The following is a 20,085-nucleotide window of genomic DNA, read 5'->3' as shown; positions in this document are numbered from 1 at the left end:
TTTTCACTGTTTTTATAATATTTAGACTAAATTTCAAACATGAAAAAGTTTTATGTAAATAAATCCGTTACAATGTATGAACTCCAGAATTTATTGAAAAACTATGTATAAATCGGAGGTGTAAATTTTGAATGATTTCACAGTAGTGCTTATCAAGTTTATATCGTGCATTATCGCATTTAGTATTGGGCTTGCTTTATTTTTCCCTGCAACGTTCGTCCAAATCATTTCATTCAGTCTCTTTGTTACAATTGTATCCTACATGTTCGTTGATAAAATTATTTTAAATCGAATTGGCAATACTGGTGCCATTATGACAGATTTCTTATTAACGTATTTAAGCGTTTGGATTTTTGGTAATATTTTATTAGACAACTATATGCAAATTGCATGGGGCAGTATCCTTTCGGCGATTGTCTTCACATTATCAGAAGTAATCGTTCATCGTTTTTCAAATGCCCGCACAAGGCATCACAATGATAATATTCATATTAATCGCCGCTTTGCATATGGTACGGAGTTTGCTGAAGAACAAAATATATTGGATAAAGATAAGAAGAAGTAACGTTTTAATGCGGGAGCGCCCTTTTTAATTATGTGGTGCTCCTCTTTTGTGTATTTTCATTATGGTACGTGAAATTATAAAAACGATTATTTCAAAATATCGACTTACCGACAATATTTGACGCTATTTTTCCCAATAAAAAACTGCCTCTTATTTAGAGGCAGCCACTTTCAAGTCTTTTAATGCAACAACATCCGCAAACGCTCCCAATACTGCGTTATGATGTTTCATAATATCTTCAGCACGTAACACTTCTGTATCAAATGTACTATGCGCATCACTCACTAACGTTACTTTATATCCTTCACTACATGCTCTGCGTGTTGTCGTATCTACACAATACTCTGTTTGCATTCCTGAAAGAATAACGTGTTCAATTCCTTTTTCTTGTAACACTTCGCTTAAGTTTGTCTTATGGAATGAATCTGGCGTCGTCTTTTCAACGATATTGTCCCCTTCTTGCGGAGCGATGGCCGCATGGATTCGCCAACCATCTGTACCTTTTTCTAACGGATGATCTTTAGGTCCGTTATGTTGGACATAAATAACCGGAATATCATTTGAACGACATTCCCCAATAAGCTCTTGTAATGTTTGTAAAAACTTTTCCCCATTATGTACTGGCATTCCAGCTGTATACATCCCCGCTTGCACATCAATTACAATTAATGCTTTTTTCATTTCGCACATCCCCCTTTGTTTGTATAAGCCATTATTATTGTTTATATTCCATCATCCAACAATCTTCTAATTTCCCCTCATGCAACTCATGTTCCTTTAAAATCTTTACTTTTTTAAATCCACTTTTTTCATAACACTTTATTGCCCGTTCATTATTTACTTTCGGATCCATTGCAATTGCTTCTGCTCCCATTTCACCCATAATATATGTAATTGCTGCCTGAACGAGTTTTGTTCCAATTCCCTTTCCCCAATAGGCTGGTTCACCGATAAATTGGTCCATACCCCATACATTTTGTGATTCTTTATAGCCATATAACGCTTTCCACTCTGAATCCACTGGATACATTTGTATGTAACCAATCGGAATGGTATCAAATTCTATTAAACATCTTTTTTCATTACTGTTTGGACTATGTATAAAATGATCAAGCACCTTTTCTACAGATTGCGGATTATCTCGTCCTTCGTAATACCGCAGGACTGCTGGGTCCGTTAACCATTTAGAAATGATAGATGCATCATCTTCCATTACGTATCTAATCAATAAACCTTCTTTTTGAAAAAGCATATTATACCTCTATTATTCCTTTATATTTTTTCTTGCTGTTACATCTTTCATTGCACCTACTAATGCATATGGTAGTAATGTAATCGCAAAAAATGCTGTAAATACGTTAAATTGCGGGATTGTATAGAGTGTGAACCATTCAGTGAAAAATTGAGAATTTAATATTCTATTAAAAAACTCTCCGCCTGGCCTAAAGTTTGGTACCCACCCAGTTATTTCACACAAAATAAACAGTAACTGAACAATGAAAAATGCCCCTAGATAGCGAAACCATGTCCGCTTCCATATTGGTTGTGCATTTTTTAATGTATCTCCCATCTAACCCCCTCCTTAAATATCCATCATATTGATTATACACTTTCTCCACGTTATTTGTTAAAATTTTCTATATAATCAATACTGTTGGGGGAATGCATTATGTCTAATCCTATACTTACATCCACTTTAATCATTCTTAGAGGAAACTCTGCAAGTGGTAAAACAACAATCGCAAAGCAACTACAAGAACATTTCGGACAAGGGACACTTTTAGTATCACAGGATGTTGTACGTAGAGATATGCTTAGAGTACACGACACAATGGGTAATTTATCACATGATTTACTATTTGAAATTACGAAGTACGGAAAAGGAAAATGTGAATTTGTTATTTTAGAAGGTATATTGAACAGTCATAGGTATGGTGAGATGTTAAAAGAATTAATTCGTTATTTTGATGAAAATGCATTTGCATATTACTTTGATTTATCATTAGAGGAAACTATTAGACGACATAACACAAGGGACAAACGACACGAATTTGGTGAAGATTCCCTACAAAAATGGTATAATCCGCACGATACTATTAAGGTTGCCAGAGAAACTATTTTTACAGATAACTTTACGCAAAAAGATATATTTGATGCAATTCTTAATGATGTTGCGATCAAAAAACAAGCCTAACATATTATGTTAGGCTTGTTATGTATTTTGTATTTCAGTTTTTATAATTAAACAATCTATACATAAATAATAGTATATATTCATTTCCCCAAACTGGAAATCAACTACTGAAATAAGTCCACGTTCCTCAATATCTTGAGTAATTGTAGCAACATACTTCATCTCTTTAGAACAAGTTGGACACGCCAAATGCTCTGGAAGATCCGCATATAATGGTGCCCCTAATAATCTACATACATATTCAGAACCGAACAAGTCAAAAGCTTCCCAGTAACTATCTTCATCTGTAGGTATATCTTCATTTTTCATATTTATAAGCTTTACCGTTGTTTTTGGTAATGAAACTGGTAACTTATCTTCCTCTTCCATTATCCATTCTTCTGTATTTTGCTGCTTTATGATTTGAACTGTTTTACCTCCATCACTTAACTGAAAATATTGCGGTTCCCACACCATCGCGCAGTTCAAGCATGAAACGAATGGTAAAATATTTAGTTCATTACTTTTAAGTTCAGCAAGTCTCCCATCTTTTAAATCAAAACAGAGAATTTGATGCATCTTCTCACCGCATAACTTACATACTGGCAAATTACAATCTTGACCGCCAAAGTAATGATTATATGAACCTCTTCCTTCAATTACTCTATACCCTTTCCGCTCATTACAATGTGCGCCATATAATTCTATTGTCATATTCTATCCTCGCCTTTTATAAGAATGATTCACAAAATGATAATAATTAAGACTAAAAAACATCGTCTTCCTGAATAGTTTCCATAATAAATTCTTTTAAACTCGGAGATATTTCTTCCATTTCGTCATCCGCGTGATACCAAATATATATTTTATCATCCATTTTTCCATTATTTATTTTAAAGCACAATTTATCCCCTGAACCATCGTCACCAATTATGATAAGATTTTCTGGTATAGACTCATCTCTCATGTCAATGTTTTGTCTAACAATATCATCCCAAGTTTTCGTTACATTTCTATTATCTTTAATCGGATATAGTATCCATTCCCCTATTTCAGCATTATTAACTAATTTAATAAGATCCCTATATTGATTTGGGAAAGCAGCACCTAGCTTTTCTTCCGTTTCTTTTATTTGCAACTCCAATACACCTTGTTTCTTTGTTTCAATATATTCTCTTACTTCTTTCATGAAATACACCTATCCTTTGAACTTAATTACACTATTATGAGTGAAAGTGTTTAGTAAACGATTTGATCCGATTTATATATTTCATTATACGTTAACCCTTCGTTTTCAACATACTATTCTTCTCTACTTCTCAATAACCTTCTGTTCTACTTCCTTACCTCATTCTTAATAGTTTTTCTAAACATGAGACAATTTTTATGTTTTATTACAGGTTTATTAATAAGTCATTTAAAAATCCTATTATACTTCCACTAAAAAAATAAAAGCCAGCCTCAATAAAGAGAACTGACTTCTATTTGGATCATTATAGTTACTATAAAATTTTTACTTTAACAGTTTTTCTTCCCCAATTCATAGCTTTACTTTTTGACCCCATTAATACATCAATACGATTACCTTTAATTGCGCTTCCAGTATCACCAGCGATAGCTTCTCCATAACCTTCTACCCATACTTTAGATCCTAATGGGATTATTTTCGGGTCAACTGCGATAATTCTCATATTCGGATTTGCCGTTAAATCATGCCCCATCGCAGTTAAAACGCGTCCACCATATGTACCATTTTCACTTGGATCAGCAGTATACGCTGTCGCTACTACCGTTAATTCACGTTTAGCAGACTGTATATTGTTTTGTGATACTTCTTTCGCTCTCTCTTCTTCTTTAGCTTTTGCTATTTCTCTTGCTTTTTCTTCTTCTTTAGCTTTTGCTTTTGCTATTTCTCTTGCCTTCTCTTCTTCTTTAGCTTTTGCTATTTCTCTTGCCTTCTCTTCTTCTTTAGCTTTTGCTATTTCTCTTGCCTTCTCTTCTTCTTTAGCTTTTGCTATTTCTCTTGCCTTCTCTTCTTCTTTAGCTTTTGCTATTTCTCTTGCTTTTTCTTCTTCTTTAGCTTTTACTATTTCTTGCGCTTTCGGTTCTTCTTTGACTTTTGCCTCTTCTTTAGGCTTTACTATTTCTTGCGCTTTCGGTTCTTCTTTGACTTTTACCTCTTCTTTAGGCTTTACTATTTCTTGCGCTTTTACTTCTTCTTTGACTTTTGCTTCTTCTTTAGGCTTTACTATTTCTTGCACTTTCGGTTCTTCTTTAACTTTTACTTCTTCTTTGACTTTTAACTCTTCTTTAGGCTTTACTATTTCTTGTGCTTTCTCTTCTTTTTTAACTTTTACTTCTTCTTTGACTTTTAACTCTTCTTTAGGCTTTACTATTTCTTGTGCTTTCGTTGTTTCTTTCGCTTTTGCTACTTTCTGCGTCTTTACTTCTTTCTTTTCTTTAACTGATTTTTGTACTTTCGCTACTTGCTTCGTTTTCTCTTCAGTTTTCTTTTCAGTTGGTGCTGTACTTGATAGGAAAGAAACGTTTGCATAAGCAGTTTTTCCTTTATACTCAAATTGCAGCCATCCGTCTTTTACTTGATGCGTTGATTCAATTACATCATCTTTTTTTAGTCTGCCAAGAATTTCTGAATCCGTGTTTGCTTCAGTACGTACATTTAACAAATTCGCCGTTACATGATACACATCTTTTGTAAACTCCGAACTTACAAACACTTCTTTACCGTTCAATTCAATTTTTGACCAGCCATCTTCGGTATTTATGACTTTTAACTCTTGCCCATTCTTTACTTTTTCGACCACTTTTGATTCTGTAGTCGGTTTTTCACGTACGTTAAGTACATCTGCTGTTACAATTGTTTCTGCGGTAGCAGTTGTGGTAAACGCCCCCAATCCAAAAACAGTTGCTGTTGCTGCGCCAATTACTTTTTTCATATTAGCCTCCATTAAATTTTTTTGAATTTTACCAAATGCCTTCGTAAAATTGTATAATCTTACATAATATCAAAACATTTGCAACAGTATATTAATATTGTTTAATATACTGTTATTAAAACTCCTTACTCCAATACTATCAAATTCTCATTTCTAATTCTATATATTATAAATCTCCTTATCTTTTATAAAAGCTCCATGCCCTTCTTCACACTAAATAGTTGTAGCAATTCCCGCCAAAAATAAACTTACGATTGCTAAAATTTGAGTAGCGACTATAGCCCCTCTTAAATGAAACTTATAATCTTTATATCCTTTCATACCTGCCGTACTAGGAATCACAACAAACCTTGGAGTAATCCAGCAAAAAATTAGCCAATCAATTATAAGTAAATCTACTAAATTGAAAATCATTAAAATACCAAAAGTGTGTAAATAAGCATCAATATACAATAATTTTTCATGCTTATGTAATATATATGTAGAAACGAAAGGACAACCGAAAAGAATAGCATTGTATACAATATTAAAGTAAATGGTTTGCTTTTTTTCATGAATCGATTTTGGAAAAACTACTTTTTGAATATCTTTTGGATAATCAGTTAATGAAAGTCGAGGATTATAATATAAGGACCCTAAAATCATTACGGATAGTACAATAGACATGATGATACCAACGTACATCATTTGCTCAAATTGATTCATATGCTTCATTCACCCTTTTCTGTAATTACTATGTTAATCATTCACTTAATTACACATTGTATGTACGTACATAATCAAAAATTAACATCTAGCTTTAATAGTGAAGCAAACAGATGTAAACGTACTAAAAGCAATGATCGATCCAAATAATATCCCTTCTCGCAAAATTTTACTAAGCGTAGGTTTTACATCGGAGAAAGTTTGTGAGATTGATGGATTACCTGGGGAAATTTTGAGCACATACATATAATTACAAAAAGGCAGTGCTACTTAAGTAGCACTGCCTTTTTCTTTATTGGAATAATCCTTTTCCTTTATTCATTTACTTATAAAGTATTGTCAGTTCTTCTTTATGTTCTGTATTTCCACATTATAAATATTTCACGTCAAGGAGAGATGACTGAAATGAATAATCAAAAAATTGAACTTACTGGTCGTATCGTTACACCTAATGATCCTGATTATAATTCAGCGCGTGAAGAATTCAATACATTCTTCAACAAATTTCCGTTAATCATTATTTTTGCTCAAAATACGCAGGATGTAGTAAACGCTGTTCGCTGGTCAAGGCTACATAACGTTCCTATACGCATGCGCTCTGGACGTCATAATTATGAGGCATTATCCGTCAGTAATGCTGGTCTTGTAATTGATGTAAGTGAAATGAAGCAATTAGAAATAGATCACAATAATGGAACTGTAACTATCGGGACTGGATGGAGAAATATTTCTTTAATTGAAACACTTGCAGCTGAAGGATTAGTTGTGCCGAGTGGTGTTTGTCCTACTCCCGGGATTGCAGGTGTTACTTTAGGTGGCGGACATAGTATTCTCTCTCGTCCGTTTGGATTAACTCTCGATCATTTACTTGAATTAGAAATGGTAGACGCGAATGGTTGTATAATACGCGCTAACGCCAAGTGTAACTCCGATCTCTATTGGGCTTCGCGCGGTGCTGGTGGTGGTAACTTTGGAATATGTACTTCGTTTAAGTTTCGAACACATAAAATTAATACGGTAGGATTTGCAGAAATAAGCTGGGGGATATCAGATTTAAAACCTGTATTAACCTCTTGGCAAGAATATACGCTACCTTGCGCTAATAAACGACTTACAACTACTCTTTTTATGTCTGCAGGATTAGAACCATCATTATTAATGCAAGGTGTATTTCTCGGTTCTGTACAAGAATTGCAGTCGCTACTACAGCCGTTACTAGAAGCCGGTTCACCACTGCAAGTAACTATCGAAGAAATACCATGGGCAGAAGCAGCAGCGAAAATAGCTGAGAAGCAACCTGCAACACCTTTACCATTTAAAAGTGTTGGTCCATATGTATATGAACTATTACCAGAAGAAGGACTATCCATTATCGATCACTTTATTAATAATGCACCTCCCTTTTCCACCACCTCCGTATTTTTCCACGGATTAGGCGGTGCTGTTGCTGAGGTGCCAAATGAGGCGACTGCTTACTTTTACCGAAAAGCACTATCAAACATGTCAATATTCGCTACTTGGGAGCAACCAGAAGGTGCTGGCGGAAGTATTCGATGGGTTGAAGACTTCCGTTTGGCAATGCTTCCATTTACAAAAGGTGTCTATGTTAATACTCCTGACCTATCCATTAAAAATTGGCCAGATGCATACTTCAGTTGCAACTTTGACCGATTAATGGAAGTAAAAGCAAAATATGATCCGAAAAATGTCTTTAACTTTCCGCAAAGTATTCCGCTTTTTTAAACTATATATTCCACCTAATATATCAAAATATAAAACATCCATTTTTTAAATGGGTGTTTTATAAACTAAGTTTACATAATATAATTATTAGTTACTTTTTTTGCTAAATATCTATTCAACAATCCAAAGTAACACTTTCTCAAACTCTTTTTTGGGCAACATACTTTCTTTTATATAGCCATTCTTTTAATTGTACTTCATCCAAAGTTTCGTTCCCCTCTCGTAATCTTTCACACTATATTCGCTCGTTTTTCACAAAAGGTTCATTTTACATGAAAATTTATTTATTACAATAAAAATATAAGGTATATTTTTAAGAAAAGGAGGATTTCAAGAATGAATCAAGAGGATAAAATTTACGCTGAAAAAGTGTTGGAAAATCTATTCATCGGATCACAAGTTGATGGATTACAATTTGGTATTTCTCCAGCCGCTATAAAGATTCATTTCACAAACTTTCACGACTCAGTTGATTATGACGGACAATTATATATCAATATCGAATCCAAATGGTGTTTATTTAATAAACCTCAAAAAAGATACCCATTAAATGAAGATGAATTTGAAGTTTATTCTGAGGAAGAAGAATATGAAAGAATATTTAAGATAAGAAGACAAAAAGTTACCGATATACGACTCGGCTTAGAAAGCCCTCATTTAATTATTACATTAGAGAGTGGACAAATTATTTTTGTAAATGGTTTTCATGATTATTATGAATGTTGGCAATCTGGTGTTCTATGTGAGCAATGGCTTGTAGTCGCTGCACCTGGGAATGAAATCGCCACTTGGGCTCCCGATGAGTTTATCGATAAATAAACTGTCTTCACGAAGAAGAACCGAAGATATTTTATGAACTACATAACTATTTCTATTACACTTAAACGAATGACCATTTTACTTTAATAGAACTCACTTTATTAAAGCTGAAAGGATGATAATGATGGCATGTGTCCATGATTTTGGAATAATTGACGATTTTACTTCTCAAAAAAATTACGAAGATTATACACCAGAGAAATATCATTGTATTTCTGTTGATGATGATATTATCAGTAGCTTAAATCGAAATTTATCAATTATGAAAACCTACTTTCATACAGTCAAAAATCAAGAACACGGTTTAGCTCATTACGGTATTACAATTATCCCGCCTGAATCATTAGCAATTTTCTATGAAACAGTTACATCTTCAAAGTTCTTCAGAAAATATGATGAGCTGAATGAGTTAGCTTCAAAAATTGTACAAGCCGCAGCAGAACAGAAGTACATGATCCATTATGGGGTTTAAATGTAATTCAAAAAATGCTTAGGATTTCTCCGAAGCATTTTTTGTATGTTACTAATAAATTTATTTCCTTAACCATTTAGTCCATGATTGAGCCTATGGCCCCACCTTTTACAAGTGAGGGCGCCCCTATTAATCTAAATAGGCGTCTCATTTCCAATCTTCCAGCTAAACCATTTCCCATGCCCTTCTGTTTCTCCAACCGTTTCACGATATTCGTTTCCGTTAATATAATAATCAATATGAAGGTCACGATCCCACATGTTGTTATAAAGGTGGAATACATCACGTTTTGCGCCAATTTCTTGTATTTGTTTTTCTAACTTATGTTTTACTTGTTCTGGTATTTGATTTGCGACGTGTGTATGGAAAATACAAATAACAGCTTCTTCACTTATTTGTTCAATAATAGATGATAATAGCTCTACACCGTCTCCTTCTATGAATTGGACAGATTCATTTTTTACTAAAGATGCAGCTTGATCAAACATCTCAAGCCTTTCTTTATGTTCTGGCCAAATTAAAGCACGTAACCATAAATAATCTTCCTCATTATGTAAATCATTCACATGTAAGTCCAGTCCGATTCTTTCTACGACAGATGGGCCTTCTTTTAGAAAATGCGGTACATTCTCCCCTCTTATTTCAGAAGTTACATGCACATTTGAATTTATATTTCCGTACATTTCATCCGTCCCGTACGAATAACTATATTGGTCCCAGAACAGTTGCAACCCAGAACTTGTCCCAATTTCAATTAACGCTAACGGCTTCTTCACTTTGTTAAATATGTAGCAGAAACTTGGGTATAAGTATGCACACCGTCTTACTTCATTCGTTTGAACGAGTTTCGTTTGTAACAATGTAATGATTTCTTCTCGGTACTCTTTACAGAAATCTTTAAAATGATCAAAAGCTTTATTTAAATTTGTATCGGCATTTTCAACTAAACTACTATAATACGTTTTTAAATGATGTTCTTTCCCTGCTAACAATAAATAATGTACTGCACCTAATAGTAAGTTTGGGACTGGTTGACCTACCTGAGCACAGGACGATAGTGTAAGTACTTCCTCATCTTCAGCAATTTTCATTGATAAATATTCATATAAATCACTTGACCCTTTACATTCCTTTATTGAAAAGTTTCGAAATAAGTTTGAAATTTGTTCTTTTGTACACATTAGAGTCCCTCCTTTTTATTTTTCAGAATAATCTTACCATTACAGAAAGAATAATCCCATAAAAAGGTACTCGATTTAGTCACTTAAGGATACGTAAGCTTTTTCGAGATAATTTCAAACTGTAATTTTTTTCTATTTATTACCTTAAAAGAGCTTGTTAAATAAGATTTTTAGCGAATAAAACGTTAAATAGTTTAAAATTATCAGATAACACTAGATATTTTAGTCTATTAATTATTATAATAGAGTATGAGATGGTTATATAATTGAGACAAAAAAGGTATACACCTAGGTGGGGCCTAGGCGGTGTTTCTCTTTTACGGCTTAGACATAGAAAACACCTACACTTTTTTGCCAATATAGGGGATGGAGAGATTATCATGAGCAACATGCAGCAAAAAACAGACGTTATCTTAATTGGTGCAGGAATTATGAGTGCAACGTTAGGCTCATTACTAAAAGAATTAGCACCAGAATGGGAAATTAAAGTTTTTGAAAAACTCGCAAGTGCCGGGGAAGAAAGCTCTAACGAATGGAATAATGCAGGTACAGGGCATTCTGCGCTATGCGAACTGAACTATACTTCCGAAAAACCTGACGGATCTATAGATATTAGTAAGGCTGTAAAAGTGAATGAGCAATTCCAGCTTTCAAGACAATTTTGGGCATATCTTGTAAAGAGCAAATTAATTCGTAATCCACAAGATTTTATTATGCCACTACCTCATATGAGTTTAGTACAAGGGGAAAAAAATGTTGAGTTTCTAAAAAACCGTTTTGAAGCGCTTTCAAAAAATCCACTGTTTCAAGGTATGGAATTTTCCGATGCTCCTGAAACATTAAAAAAATGGCTTCCACTCATTATGGAAGGCCGCACATCTAATGAATCGATGGCCGCAACGAAGATTGACTCTGGAACAGATGTTAACTTCGGTGCATTAACACGTATGTTGTTTGATTACTTAAAAACAAAAAATGTCGAGCTAAACTACAAGCATAGTGTTGAAAATATTAAGCGCACGAAAAATGGTTTGTGGGACGTGAAAGTACACGATATGAATAGTGGTAAAATTGAGCATCATACTGCTAAATTCGTCTTTATTGGCGGCGGTGGCGGTAGTCTACCTCTACTTCAAAAGACTGGTATCCCTGAATCAAAGCATATCGGTGGATTCCCGGTAAGTGGACTATTTATGGTATGTAAAAACCAAAAAGTTGTAGAGCAGCATCATGCGAAAGTGTACGGTAAAGCTAAAGTTGGCGCTCCGCCAATGTCTGTACCTCATCTAGATACGAGATATATAGACAATAAAAAAGCTTTACTGTTTGGACCATTCGCAGGCTTTTCACCTAAATTCTTAAAAACTGGTTCAAATCTTGACTTAATCGGTTCTGTAAAACCGAATAACGTCTTAACGATGTTAGCTGCTGGTGTAAAAGAAATGGGACTTACAAAATACTTAATTCAGCAAGTTATGTTATCGCACGAAAAACGTATGGAAGAATTACGCGAATTCATTCCGAACGCGAAAAGTGAAGATTGGGATATTGTAGTTGCTGGACAACGTGTACAAGTAATTAAAGATACTGATGCTGGCGGTAAAGGAACACTTCAATTTGGTACAGAAGTAGTAAGTGCAGCTGACGGCTCAATCGCCGCATTACTAGGTGCATCACCAGGTGCTTCTACTGCTGTTCACGTCATGCTTGAAGTATTAGAAAAATGTTTCCCAAGCCGCATGGTAGAATGGGAAGAAAAAATAAAAGAAATGATTCCTTCATATGGCATTTCACTAACTGAAAATCCAAGATTGTTCCAAGATCTTCACACTTCGACTGGTCGTACACTTGGATTAAACGAAAAAGAAACTGTTCATAATTAATGAAGAAATAAAAAAAACGTCCGATATATTCGGACGTTTTTTTTGTCTACTAAAAATTATACTTATCAATATTATCTTTCGTAAATACAACTCGTTCTGGCAATACGATAATTCCGTTTCCTTCTGCCTCATAATCATATCCTTGAATGGAGTTTGGCTCTACTTTCACTTTTCCGATTCCTTTTACTTCAAAGCTATCCCCTACTTTTAACTTCTTTCCTTTTACAACAATCTCATTTGCTACATAAGTTGCCAACGCACCTTGCTGTTTGACATCCCATAATCCGAATTGTTGTACTGTTCCTCGTTTTACATAATCACGCATAACGTTCGGTGTAGAAAATCCAGTTACCACTACTTTTTTATCCATTTTTAAGTTTTCAGCTGCTTGCGCCATGGCTGGGAGTGCTGTTGCATCTGGACAAATAACTGCGTTAATATCTGGATACGTTTTTAATATGTTCTCCCCTACGGATAAAGATTTTTGTGCATTATTTTCACCGTACTGCGTCGTTACAATTTCCCAGTTCGGATATTTCTTTTTAATAATTTCTTTCGCTTTCGTTACCCATTGGTTTTGATCCGTTACTGTTGGACTAGAATAAAAGAACGCTACTTTCCCTTTATCTCCAATTTGCTTGGAAGTCATTTCAATTAATAAGTTAGCAAGTTGGTCTGGTGTCCCTTGACTTATATAAAAAGAACGGTCTTTGGGATTCACATCAGAATCCCACGTTAAGACAGTCATTCCTTTTTTCTTAGCACGTTGCAATGATTGCGATAAACCATCAACTGATGTAGAGGAAACCATAAGTGCATCATAATTTTGGTTAATAAAATTATTTATATACTTTACTTGCCCTGATACACTCGCTTCAGACGGCCCATCATATTTCACTTGTACGCCTAGCTTATCTCCCATCTCCTTTGCTCCTTCACCGCCCGATGTAAAGAAGCCAACTCCAGTTAATTTCGGGATAAATGCAAATTTCACATCATCCGCTTTTTTCTTATCTGCCGTTTGACTAGAACAAGCGATTAAACCTATTAAACAAATACATACAATCAATACAATCCCTAGTTTTCTCTTCATGACATTTCCCCCTTATGCCAACTCTGTCTTTTCCCCGCTAAAAATTGATGTAATTTGAAATGTCTCATAATAACTGAAAGAATAAGGATAATACCTATTACGACATTTGATTGTTCATTTGTTAAGCCTGTCATTTGTAGGCCATATTGCATAAGGCCTATAAAAATACTTGCAAGTACAGTACCGAAAATACTTCCTTTTCCACCTGTAATAAGTGTCCCGCCTAATACGACTGCTGTAATGATTGGTAATATTGTTTCACTTCCTATATCAGCACGTGCAGAACCGAAATATGCAGTTAAGAAAACTCCCCCTAATCCACCTCCTAACCCAGAAAGTATGTAAGCAATGATTACTACTTTCTTCGTCTTAATCCCGGTGTATTTTGCTGTATTTTCATTCGCACCTGTTAATTTTACGTAGCGTCCATATATCGTTCGGTGAAACAAAATTGTGTATACAATTGTTAATGAAATAAGTAACCATAATAAATTGGGTATTCCTATAAAACTACCATTTGCTAGTTTTACATAAGTATCAGGTAAACCGCTTATCCCTTCATATCCAGAAGCACCCGCCCCTCCTGAAATGACAAGCGCAATTCCTCCGTATAAAAACATCGTTCCGAGTGTAACGACTAGTGGTTCTACATCTGTCATTTTTATAATGAGTCCATTTAAAGCTCCTGCTAAACAACTAATTATTAGGGCGATTATGACAGCAAACAAAATAGGTATTCCGTTCATCCAAAGTACACCAATCAAGATCGAAGTGAGCCCCATTATTGATCCGACCGATACATCAATTCCTCCTGTTACAATAACGAAAGTCATTGGTATCGCCGCAATTGCGATAAATAGGAAATCATTTGTACTAAAAAGGAGATTACTAATATTTAAGAAATCACTATTTATAAAACTAAAAAGGATGAATTCTATAAGAAGTAATACAATTAGAACCCCTTCCCATCTATATAAATACTTCATAGATTCATCCTCCTTTTTGCCTTCCACTTTTTCATAACACTATCTAATATGATGATGAGTAATAATAAAAAGCCTGAAATGGCATTATTCCAAAATGCTGGTATTTTTAAAAAGACGAGTGAGCTGCTTATTGTTTCTAAAAATAACGCTCCTAATGCAGCTCCAAATATAGAACCTGTTCCTCCTTTTAAATGAATTCCTCCTAGTACAGCGGCTGCGATTACTTGTAATTCTAATCCTGTACCTGTTTGATTTGGGACGAACCCGATATTCATAACAAATATGCAACCAGCGAGCGCAGCGCTTATGCCTGAAATCATAAACGCATATATCTTCACTTTATTAACAGGTATACCAATAAGCCTCGCGCCATCTTCATTATCACCTACTGCATAAAAGTATCTTCCCAATGGCACTTTTCTTAAAAAGAAGTATAGTAGTAGTAAAATAATAAAAACGAACCATACAGTTATAGGTAAACCAAGAATGATGATAGATGACAGCTGCTTAAAATCGTTTGGAATATCTTCAATCCACTTCCCGCCTGTGAAAATTAACATTGCACCTCTAACAATTCCTAACATGCCTAATGTCATAATAATGGCTGGTACCCGAAACTTCGCAACTCCAATACCATTTACGAAACCGATAATGGCCCCAAGTATAATAGCTACAAATATCGACAAGAATGCACTATCCCCATTCGTTAACATCATTCCGCAAACTGCTGCACTTAACCCCATGCTTGAACCAACTGATACATCTATATTTTTCGTAAATAAGACGAACGATTGGCCAATTGCTAGCACGACTAAAATAACGCTAGATTTCATCAGTAAAGATAACGAGTTAAATTGAATAAAACTAGGGTTTATCATTCCTACAATAGCTATATAAATTAGTAGTAACAGTATGATAGACGTTTCATGCATTTTTAACATATGTTTCATTCCACTACACCTCCGTTTGCAAGGCGTGTAACTTCATTCACACTCAGTTGTTCTTTTTCCATATGAGAAACAAATCGTCCATTTCTCATTACATATACACGGTTTACTAATTGAACAATTTCTTCAACATCTGAAGAGATTAATAAAATTGCAAGTCCTTCCTTTTTCATTTTTTCTATCGTCTCATACACTTCAAGCCTTGCTTTCACATCAATTCCGCGAGTCGGTTCATCAAGAATAATAATTTTCGGATTACATGCGAGATACTTCGCAAGTACAACTTTTTGCTGATTTCCTCCCGATAAAGATGCGAGTTCTTCATTCATATTCTGTACAACAATTCGGAACTGTTCTATAAACAAATTAACTAAAGCGCTTTCTTTTTCTTGATTTATAAAAAAGCGATTATTTTGCTGTAAACTTGCTGCTGCAATATTTTCTTTAACAGAAGCAATTGAGAAAATTCCATTCCTCGCCCTATCCTCTGGCACATAAACTAGTCCTTCGTCTAGCCTTTTATGCAAAGAACACGTATCAATTGATTTTCCATCTAATAAGATAGACCCTGATTTTATAGTTTTCAATCCAAATATCGCTTCTGCTAATTCCGTTCTGCCAGATCCTATAATGCCAGCAACACCTACAACCTCTCCCGCATGTACAGTGAATGATATATTTTCGAATGCGTGACCATTTATATCAACCACTTCTAATATTTTTTTCGTCTTTGCTGTCTCTTGAACTACTTCTATTTTCTCTTTCTGTTTATATCCTTTTGGCAATAGTCCTTCCATCAGCATGTCATATGTATAGTCACATACATCACCTTGGCTTACAACCATTCCATCACGTAGTATTGCTACTTTGTTTGCAATTTCAAAGATTTCTGGAAAACGATGCGTAATATAAATCATCCCAATTCCTTTTTCTTGCAAGCTTTTCATCAGCACAAAAAGACTCTTAATTTCATGAGTTGTTAATGTCGATGTTGGCTCATCTAAAATAAGAATCTCAGCGTCTCGTATTAATCCTCTAATGATTTCTACTAACTGTTGCTGCGCAATGGATAACGATCCTCCCTGTTCATTAAGATCAATATCCCAACTTAAACTGTTAATTAATTGCTGAACTTTTACTTTTAGTTTCTTTCTATTCCCCTCTAATCCAATACATATATTTTCTTCAATGGTCATATGAGGAAAAATGAGCGGTTCTTGTGGTATTAAATAAATCCCTTCTTGGTGTGCTTCTTTTGGATTTGCAAACTGCTGTCTCTTTCCTTTCACATACATTTCTCCACTATCATACGAATATAACCCCGTTAATATTTTCATTAATGTCGATTTCCCGGCGCCATTTCCACCAACTAAAGCGTATATATCACCATGCTCTACTTGTAAGTTCACTTCCTTTAGCACAAGTTGATTCGAAAACGCCTTACTCATTTTCTTCACTTGTAATAAGGGCACATTCTCCACATGATGTCACCTGCCTTTACCCAGAACATTTTTTGAGAAAATGATTATTTGTTCTACTTGTTTTGTAGCATTGTATATTCCTTTTTTCATATCTAGAACACTTTTTTCAATGTACTATTAATCGTTTCAACTGGAATAAACAAAATATGTGACACATATGTTTAAGCATTGGTCAATTGTTGAAAGGGATGAAGAGTATGTCACAGCTGAACTTTGAAGAAAATTTATTAACTAAAGTAGCCTGGTACTATTATAAAGATCAATTAACACAACAAGAGATTGCTTCACTTCTTCATATTTCAAGAAATAAAGTCGTCCGGTTATTAGATAAGGCACGCAGTGAAGGTATCGTTACATTTCACGTAAAAGGAACCGGTTTGCATTGCTTGAGCATTGAACGTGACTTAATGAAAAAGTTCCACTTGAAAGATGCCTTTATTATCCCTACTCCAATAGACAATTATGCTACTTCTCTCGGAAAAGCCGCTGCACAATATTTAGAGACTCATCTCCAACAAGGTGATTTACTCGGCATCGGCTGGGGTGAAACAATAAGTAAAATGCTAGAAAACATTCATTTTGAAAGTTCTATTAATCTTTCATTCGTAACGCTAACAGGCGGAGTAAACCACTATCTTCCAAGAAAACAAAACTATTTACACTACATGCAAGGTGATCTTCATATTATTCCTACTCCTTTTCTAGCATCTTCTACTGAAATGGCACAAAGTATTTTATCAGAACCAAGTGTGAAAGATATGCTTCATGTCGCTTCACTTGCACATACGGCAGTTGTCGGTATTGGCGGGTTATCTCAAGACGCTACGATTGTAAAAGAAGAAAAATTAACGCTACGTGAAATGACATATATTCGAAGTCAAAACGGAGCGGGCGATATTTTAGGACAGTTTTATAATACGAATGGTGAGTTATTAGAGCTCTCGCATCATAATCGTCTAATTGGCACACCACTTACGATTCTTCGCAGCATGAAGCATGTCATTGGTGTGGCTGGAGGTACTCAAAAGATAGATGCCATTTATGGGGCTTTAAAAGGGAAATTTATTCATACATTAATTACTGATGAAGAAACTGCGCTCTCCTTATTAAGAAAGGAAGGTGATTCTTAATGTCTACTTTATTAGCTTTCGATGCTGGTACAGGAAGCATTCGAGCTGTTCTTTTTGATTTACATGGCAATCAAATTGCAGTAAGTCAAAAAGAATGGGTTCATAAAACTGATCCTCGTTACCCCGGTTCTATGAATTTTGATGTAGAAGAAAACTGGCAACTTGTACAACAGTGTACGAAAGAAGTTCTGCAAAAAAGTAATATACTTCCCTCTTCTATTCAAGCTATTAGCGCTACAAGTATGCGAGAAGGTTTTGTTTTATATGATAAAAATGGGCAAGAAATATGGGCATGTGCAAATGTTGATGGCCGTGCATCCGCTGAAGTTAGTGAGCTAAAAGAAATCCGCTCACATCTTGAAGAAGATTTATACAGAAAATCTGGGCAAACTTTTTCATTAGGTGCTTTACCACGTCTACTTTGGATTAAAAAACATGAACCAGACATCTACAACAATATTCAATCCTTTTCGATGTTAAATGATTGGATTTTGTATAAATTAAGCGGCGTACTGCAAATCGATCCTTCCAACGGTTGTACGTCCGGAATCTTTGATTTACAAAATAGAAATTGGGATAACGAAGTCGCTAAAGAATGTGGTATAACGTTGCCATTTTCACCAAAAGTAAATGAAGCTGGCACTGTAATTGGTAATGTTACAAAAGAGTGTGCAGCACTAACTGGTTTACTTGAAGGGATTCCTGTCGTCGCTGGTGGCGGTGATGCTCAAATGGCAGCACTCGGGACTGGAGTCGTAAAGCCAAATCAAACTTTAATATGCGGCGGCAGCTTTTGGCAACAGGAAGTGAATATTACAGAGTCAACAACGGATCCAAATGCTGCAATTCGAGTAAATTGTCACGTCGTTCCGAACCTTTGGCAATATGAAACGATTGCCTTTTTCCCTGGCCTCGTTATGCGTTGGTTTCGAGACGCTTTTTGCCAAGAAGAAAAAAAGTTCGCTGAAAAACTCGGTGTAGACGCTTATGAATTATTAGAAGAACAAGCGAAAGACGTACCTGTCGGTTCATATGGTATTATCCCTACTTTTTCAAACGTTATGAACTACATTTCTTGGCGTCATGCCGCACCTTCATTCTTAAATTTAAGTTTAGACGCTGACAAATGCGGAAAAAAGGAAATGTTCCGTGCTATTGAAGAAAATGCGGCCTTCGTTACACTTGGAAACTTAAAACTAATTGAAAATCTTACTGGTACATTCCCTTCTGAAGTTGTTTTTGCTGGCGGTGCCGCTAAAGGGAAACTATGGCCACAAATTCTATCAGACGTACTCGGCATTCCTGTAAAAGTACCCGTTGTGAAAGAAGCAGCTGCTTTAGGAACTGCAATTGCTGCTGGAGTTGGCGCTGGCATATATTCATCTATGGAAGAGACTGCCGAACAATTTGTACAGTGGGAAAATACATTTGAACCAATCACTGAAAATCACGAACTATATAAAGAGTTCTATGAAACATGGAAAACTGTATATGACAGTCAGCTCGCTTTAGCTGATAAAGGGCTCACCTCACATATGTGGATTGCGCCTGGTGCACTGTAACACATTACATAAAGGAGTGAACTGTATGTTAAAAGCGAATGAAAATGACTTCTCCTATCGCTTCGGTGATAACGGGCCGAAATATTTAATACAAGGTCCAAATATTGATCTTGGCCTTGTTGTCATTCAACCGGGCCAGGAGTTTCAAAACCATTATCATACGACGTGCGAAGAGGTCTTTTATGCATTAGAAGGTGAAATAGATTTCTATGTGAATAATGAAAGAGTTCCAATTAAACAAGGTGATGTCCTGCAAGTTCGTCCTCATGAATCTCACTATCTTATTAACCATTCTGACAAACCTTTTAAAGCTGTTTTTATTAAGTCACCACATTTACCAAATAAAGATACTGTACAAACGGAAAATCCAACATTAACGAAGGAGTGA

21 protein-coding genes and 1 pseudogene are annotated in these 20,085 nt (G+C 35.2%); 10 read left to right on the top strand and 12 right to left on the bottom strand.

Features of this window, described 5'->3' with window-relative positions:
• Nucleotides 1-127 precede the first annotated feature (127 nt).
• Nucleotides 128-565 carry a YndM family protein gene (locus JFU02_RS00970; protein ID WP_098223892.1) on the top strand — a complete coding sequence of 146 codons (438 nt, stop codon included), beginning with the start codon at nt 128-130 and terminating at the stop codon, nt 563-565.
• Nucleotides 566-715: 150 nt separating this feature from the next.
• Here JFU02_RS00970 and JFU02_RS00965 read toward each other — a convergent pair whose 3' ends face one another.
• The 3 genes from JFU02_RS00965 to JFU02_RS00955 are packed head-to-tail and all read right to left on the bottom strand — an operon-like array spanning nt 716 to nt 2,135.
• Nucleotides 716-1,246, bottom strand: a complete 531-nt coding sequence (locus JFU02_RS00965; RefSeq protein WP_000709529.1) for a cysteine hydrolase family protein — start codon at nt 1,244-1,246, stop codon at nt 716-718.
• 34 nt (nt 1,247-1,280) lie between these two features.
• Nucleotides 1,281-1,817 (bottom strand): GNAT family N-acetyltransferase, encoded by a 537-nt coding sequence (locus tag JFU02_RS00960; protein ID WP_000898772.1) that lies wholly within the window; start codon nt 1,815-1,817, stop codon nt 1,281-1,283.
• A gap of 12 nt (nt 1,818-1,829) precedes the next feature.
• Complete coding sequence (locus JFU02_RS00955) at nt 1,830-2,135, bottom strand: YfzA family protein (protein WP_061666500.1); 306 nt, start codon at nt 2,133-2,135, stop codon at nt 1,830-1,832.
• 99 nt (nt 2,136-2,234) lie between these two features.
• Between JFU02_RS00955 and JFU02_RS00950 the strand changes: the two genes are divergently transcribed.
• Nucleotides 2,235-2,759 (top strand): kinase, encoded by a 525-nt coding sequence (locus JFU02_RS00950; RefSeq protein ID WP_061666498.1) that lies wholly within the window; start codon nt 2,235-2,237, stop codon nt 2,757-2,759.
• Between the two features lie 18 nt (nt 2,760-2,777).
• On the opposite strand, the gene JFU02_RS00945 is transcribed toward JFU02_RS00950, so the two are convergent.
• The 4 genes from JFU02_RS00945 to JFU02_RS00930 form a co-directional block, all read right to left on the bottom strand.
• The gene (locus JFU02_RS00945; RefSeq protein ID WP_201069438.1) at nt 2,778-3,452 is read right to left on the bottom strand and encodes a hypothetical protein; all 675 of its coding nucleotides are present in this window, start codon (nt 3,450-3,452) and stop codon (nt 2,778-2,780) included.
• Nucleotides 3,453-3,504: 52 nt separating this feature from the next.
• On the bottom strand, nt 3,505-3,927 hold the full coding sequence (locus JFU02_RS00940) for an SMI1/KNR4 family protein (protein ID WP_000665935.1): 423 nt from the start codon (nt 3,925-3,927) through the stop codon (nt 3,505-3,507).
• 313 nt (nt 3,928-4,240) lie between these two features.
• Nucleotides 4,241-5,695, bottom strand: a complete 1,455-nt coding sequence (entB, locus tag JFU02_RS00935; RefSeq protein WP_242488006.1) for a cell wall-binding protein EntB — start codon at nt 5,693-5,695, stop codon at nt 4,241-4,243.
• A gap of 213 nt (nt 5,696-5,908) precedes the next feature.
• Nucleotides 5,909-6,400, bottom strand: coding sequence for a hypothetical protein (locus tag JFU02_RS00930; RefSeq protein ID WP_016512657.1), 492 nt, complete (start codon nt 6,398-6,400; stop codon nt 5,909-5,911).
• A 97-nt stretch (nt 6,401-6,497) separates the two neighbouring features.
• Here JFU02_RS00930 and JFU02_RS00925 point away from each other — a divergent pair.
• The 4 genes and pseudogenes from JFU02_RS00925 to JFU02_RS00910 all read left to right on the top strand — a co-directional run.
• Nucleotides 6,498-6,650: pseudogene (locus JFU02_RS00925) on the top strand (GNAT family N-acetyltransferase); the annotation flags it as partial.
• A gap of 155 nt (nt 6,651-6,805) precedes the next feature.
• Entirely contained in the window at nt 6,806-8,143 is a 1,338-nt protein-coding gene (locus tag JFU02_RS00920) for an FAD-binding oxidoreductase (RefSeq protein ID WP_016512656.1), read from the top strand.
• Between the two features lie 336 nt (nt 8,144-8,479).
• Nucleotides 8,480-8,962: a hypothetical protein gene (locus JFU02_RS00915; protein WP_016512655.1), complete on the top strand. Its 483-nt coding sequence runs from the start codon at nt 8,480-8,482 to the stop codon at nt 8,960-8,962.
• 121 nt (nt 8,963-9,083) lie between these two features.
• On the top strand, nt 9,084-9,434 hold the full coding sequence (locus JFU02_RS00910; protein ID WP_003270899.1) for a hypothetical protein: 351 nt from the start codon (nt 9,084-9,086) through the stop codon (nt 9,432-9,434).
• A gap of 134 nt (nt 9,435-9,568) precedes the next feature.
• Here the strand turns inward: JFU02_RS00910 and JFU02_RS00905 are convergent, their stop codons facing one another.
• Complete coding sequence (locus tag JFU02_RS00905; protein ID WP_090977735.1) at nt 9,569-10,615, bottom strand: DUF2332 domain-containing protein; 1,047 nt, start codon at nt 10,613-10,615, stop codon at nt 9,569-9,571.
• 380 nt (nt 10,616-10,995) lie between these two features.
• Here JFU02_RS00905 and JFU02_RS00900 point away from each other — a divergent pair, with 380 nt between their 5' ends.
• Entirely contained in the window at nt 10,996-12,498 is a 1,503-nt protein-coding gene (locus tag JFU02_RS00900; protein WP_023522282.1) for a malate:quinone oxidoreductase, read from the top strand.
• A 49-nt stretch (nt 12,499-12,547) separates the two neighbouring features.
• Here JFU02_RS00900 and lsrB read toward each other — a convergent pair whose 3' ends face one another.
• Genes lsrB through JFU02_RS00880 form a run of 4 tightly spaced genes read right to left on the bottom strand, consistent with a single transcriptional unit; the run spans nt 12,548 to nt 17,005 of the window.
• Entirely contained in the window at nt 12,548-13,591 is a 1,044-nt protein-coding gene (gene lsrB, locus JFU02_RS00895) for an autoinducer 2 ABC transporter substrate-binding protein LsrB (RefSeq protein WP_000823652.1), read from the bottom strand.
• Nucleotides 13,588-14,577: an ABC transporter permease gene (locus tag JFU02_RS00890; protein ID WP_139213292.1), complete on the bottom strand. Its 990-nt coding sequence runs from the start codon at nt 14,575-14,577 to the stop codon at nt 13,588-13,590. The genes lsrB and JFU02_RS00890 overlap by 4 nt, the downstream gene beginning before the upstream one ends.
• Entirely contained in the window at nt 14,574-15,527 is a 954-nt protein-coding gene (locus JFU02_RS00885) for an ABC transporter permease subunit (protein ID WP_097946223.1), read from the bottom strand. The genes JFU02_RS00890 and JFU02_RS00885 overlap by 4 nt, the downstream gene beginning before the upstream one ends.
• Nucleotides 15,524-17,005 (bottom strand): ATP-binding cassette domain-containing protein, encoded by a 1,482-nt coding sequence (locus tag JFU02_RS00880; protein ID WP_201069436.1) that lies wholly within the window; start codon nt 17,003-17,005, stop codon nt 15,524-15,526. The genes JFU02_RS00885 and JFU02_RS00880 overlap by 4 nt, the downstream gene beginning before the upstream one ends.
• A 179-nt stretch (nt 17,006-17,184) precedes the next feature.
• Here JFU02_RS00880 and JFU02_RS00875 point away from each other — a divergent pair, with 179 nt between their 5' ends.
• Genes JFU02_RS00875 through JFU02_RS00865 form a run of 3 tightly spaced genes read left to right on the top strand, consistent with a single transcriptional unit; the run spans nt 17,185 to nt 20,085 of the window.
• Entirely contained in the window at nt 17,185-18,135 is a 951-nt protein-coding gene (locus JFU02_RS00875; protein ID WP_139213291.1) for a sugar-binding transcriptional regulator, read from the top strand.
• A complete protein-coding gene (gene lsrK, locus JFU02_RS00870; RefSeq protein ID WP_097846446.1) occupies nt 18,135-19,697 on the top strand; it encodes an autoinducer-2 kinase in 1,563 nt (520 codons plus the stop codon). Before JFU02_RS00875 ends, lsrK begins: the two co-directional genes overlap by 1 nt.
• Nucleotides 19,698-19,722: 25 nt before the next feature.
• Nucleotides 19,723-20,085: a cupin domain-containing protein gene (locus JFU02_RS00865; RefSeq protein ID WP_000909986.1), complete on the top strand. Its 363-nt coding sequence runs from the start codon at nt 19,723-19,725 to the stop codon at nt 20,083-20,085.

The organism is Bacillus sp. TH13 (assembly GCF_016651175.1).
GTDB lineage: Bacteria > Bacillota > Bacilli > Bacillales > Bacillaceae_G > Bacillus_A > Bacillus_A thuringiensis_S.
Note: the sequence above shows the minus strand (reverse complement) of the source record. Positions and strands in the feature narration are given on the sequence as shown.

Coding starts and splice junctions, on each gene's coding strand:
- JFU02_RS00965 (WP_000709529.1), bottom strand. CDS start 1,246: ATGAAAAAAGCATTAATTGTAATTGATGTGCAAGCGGGGATGTATACA.
- JFU02_RS00960 (WP_000898772.1), bottom strand. CDS start 1,817: ATGCTTTTTCAAAAAGAAGGTTTATTGATTAGATACGTAATGGAAGAT.
- JFU02_RS00955 (WP_061666500.1), bottom strand. CDS start 2,135: ATGGGAGATACATTAAAAAATGCACAACCAATATGGAAGCGGACATGG.
- JFU02_RS00950 (WP_061666498.1), top strand. CDS start 2,235: ATGTCTAATCCTATACTTACATCCACTTTAATCATTCTTAGAGGAAAC.
- JFU02_RS00945 (WP_201069438.1), bottom strand. CDS start 3,452: ATGACAATAGAATTATATGGCGCACATTGTAATGAGCGGAAAGGGTAT.
- JFU02_RS00940 (WP_000665935.1), bottom strand. CDS start 3,927: ATGAAAGAAGTAAGAGAATATATTGAAACAAAGAAACAAGGTGTATTG.
- entB (WP_242488006.1), bottom strand. CDS start 5,695: ATGAAAAAAGTAATTGGCGCAGCAACAGCAACTGTTTTTGGATTGGGG.
- JFU02_RS00930 (WP_016512657.1), bottom strand. CDS start 6,400: ATGAATCAATTTGAGCAAATGATGTACGTTGGTATCATCATGTCTATT.
- JFU02_RS00920 (WP_016512656.1), top strand. CDS start 6,806: ATGAATAATCAAAAAATTGAACTTACTGGTCGTATCGTTACACCTAAT.
- JFU02_RS00915 (WP_016512655.1), top strand. CDS start 8,480: ATGAATCAAGAGGATAAAATTTACGCTGAAAAAGTGTTGGAAAATCTA.
- JFU02_RS00910 (WP_003270899.1), top strand. CDS start 9,084: ATGATGGCATGTGTCCATGATTTTGGAATAATTGACGATTTTACTTCT.
- JFU02_RS00905 (WP_090977735.1), bottom strand. CDS start 10,615: ATGTGTACAAAAGAACAAATTTCAAACTTATTTCGAAACTTTTCAATA.
- JFU02_RS00900 (WP_023522282.1), top strand. CDS start 10,996: ATGAGCAACATGCAGCAAAAAACAGACGTTATCTTAATTGGTGCAGGA.
- lsrB (WP_000823652.1), bottom strand. CDS start 13,591: ATGAAGAGAAAACTAGGGATTGTATTGATTGTATGTATTTGTTTAATA.
- JFU02_RS00890 (WP_139213292.1), bottom strand. CDS start 14,577: ATGAAGTATTTATATAGATGGGAAGGGGTTCTAATTGTATTACTTCTT.
- JFU02_RS00885 (WP_097946223.1), bottom strand. CDS start 15,527: ATGAAACATATGTTAAAAATGCATGAAACGTCTATCATACTGTTACTA.
- lsrK (WP_097846446.1), top strand. CDS start 18,135: ATGTCTACTTTATTAGCTTTCGATGCTGGTACAGGAAGCATTCGAGCT.
- JFU02_RS00865 (WP_000909986.1), top strand. CDS start 19,723: ATGTTAAAAGCGAATGAAAATGACTTCTCCTATCGCTTCGGTGATAAC.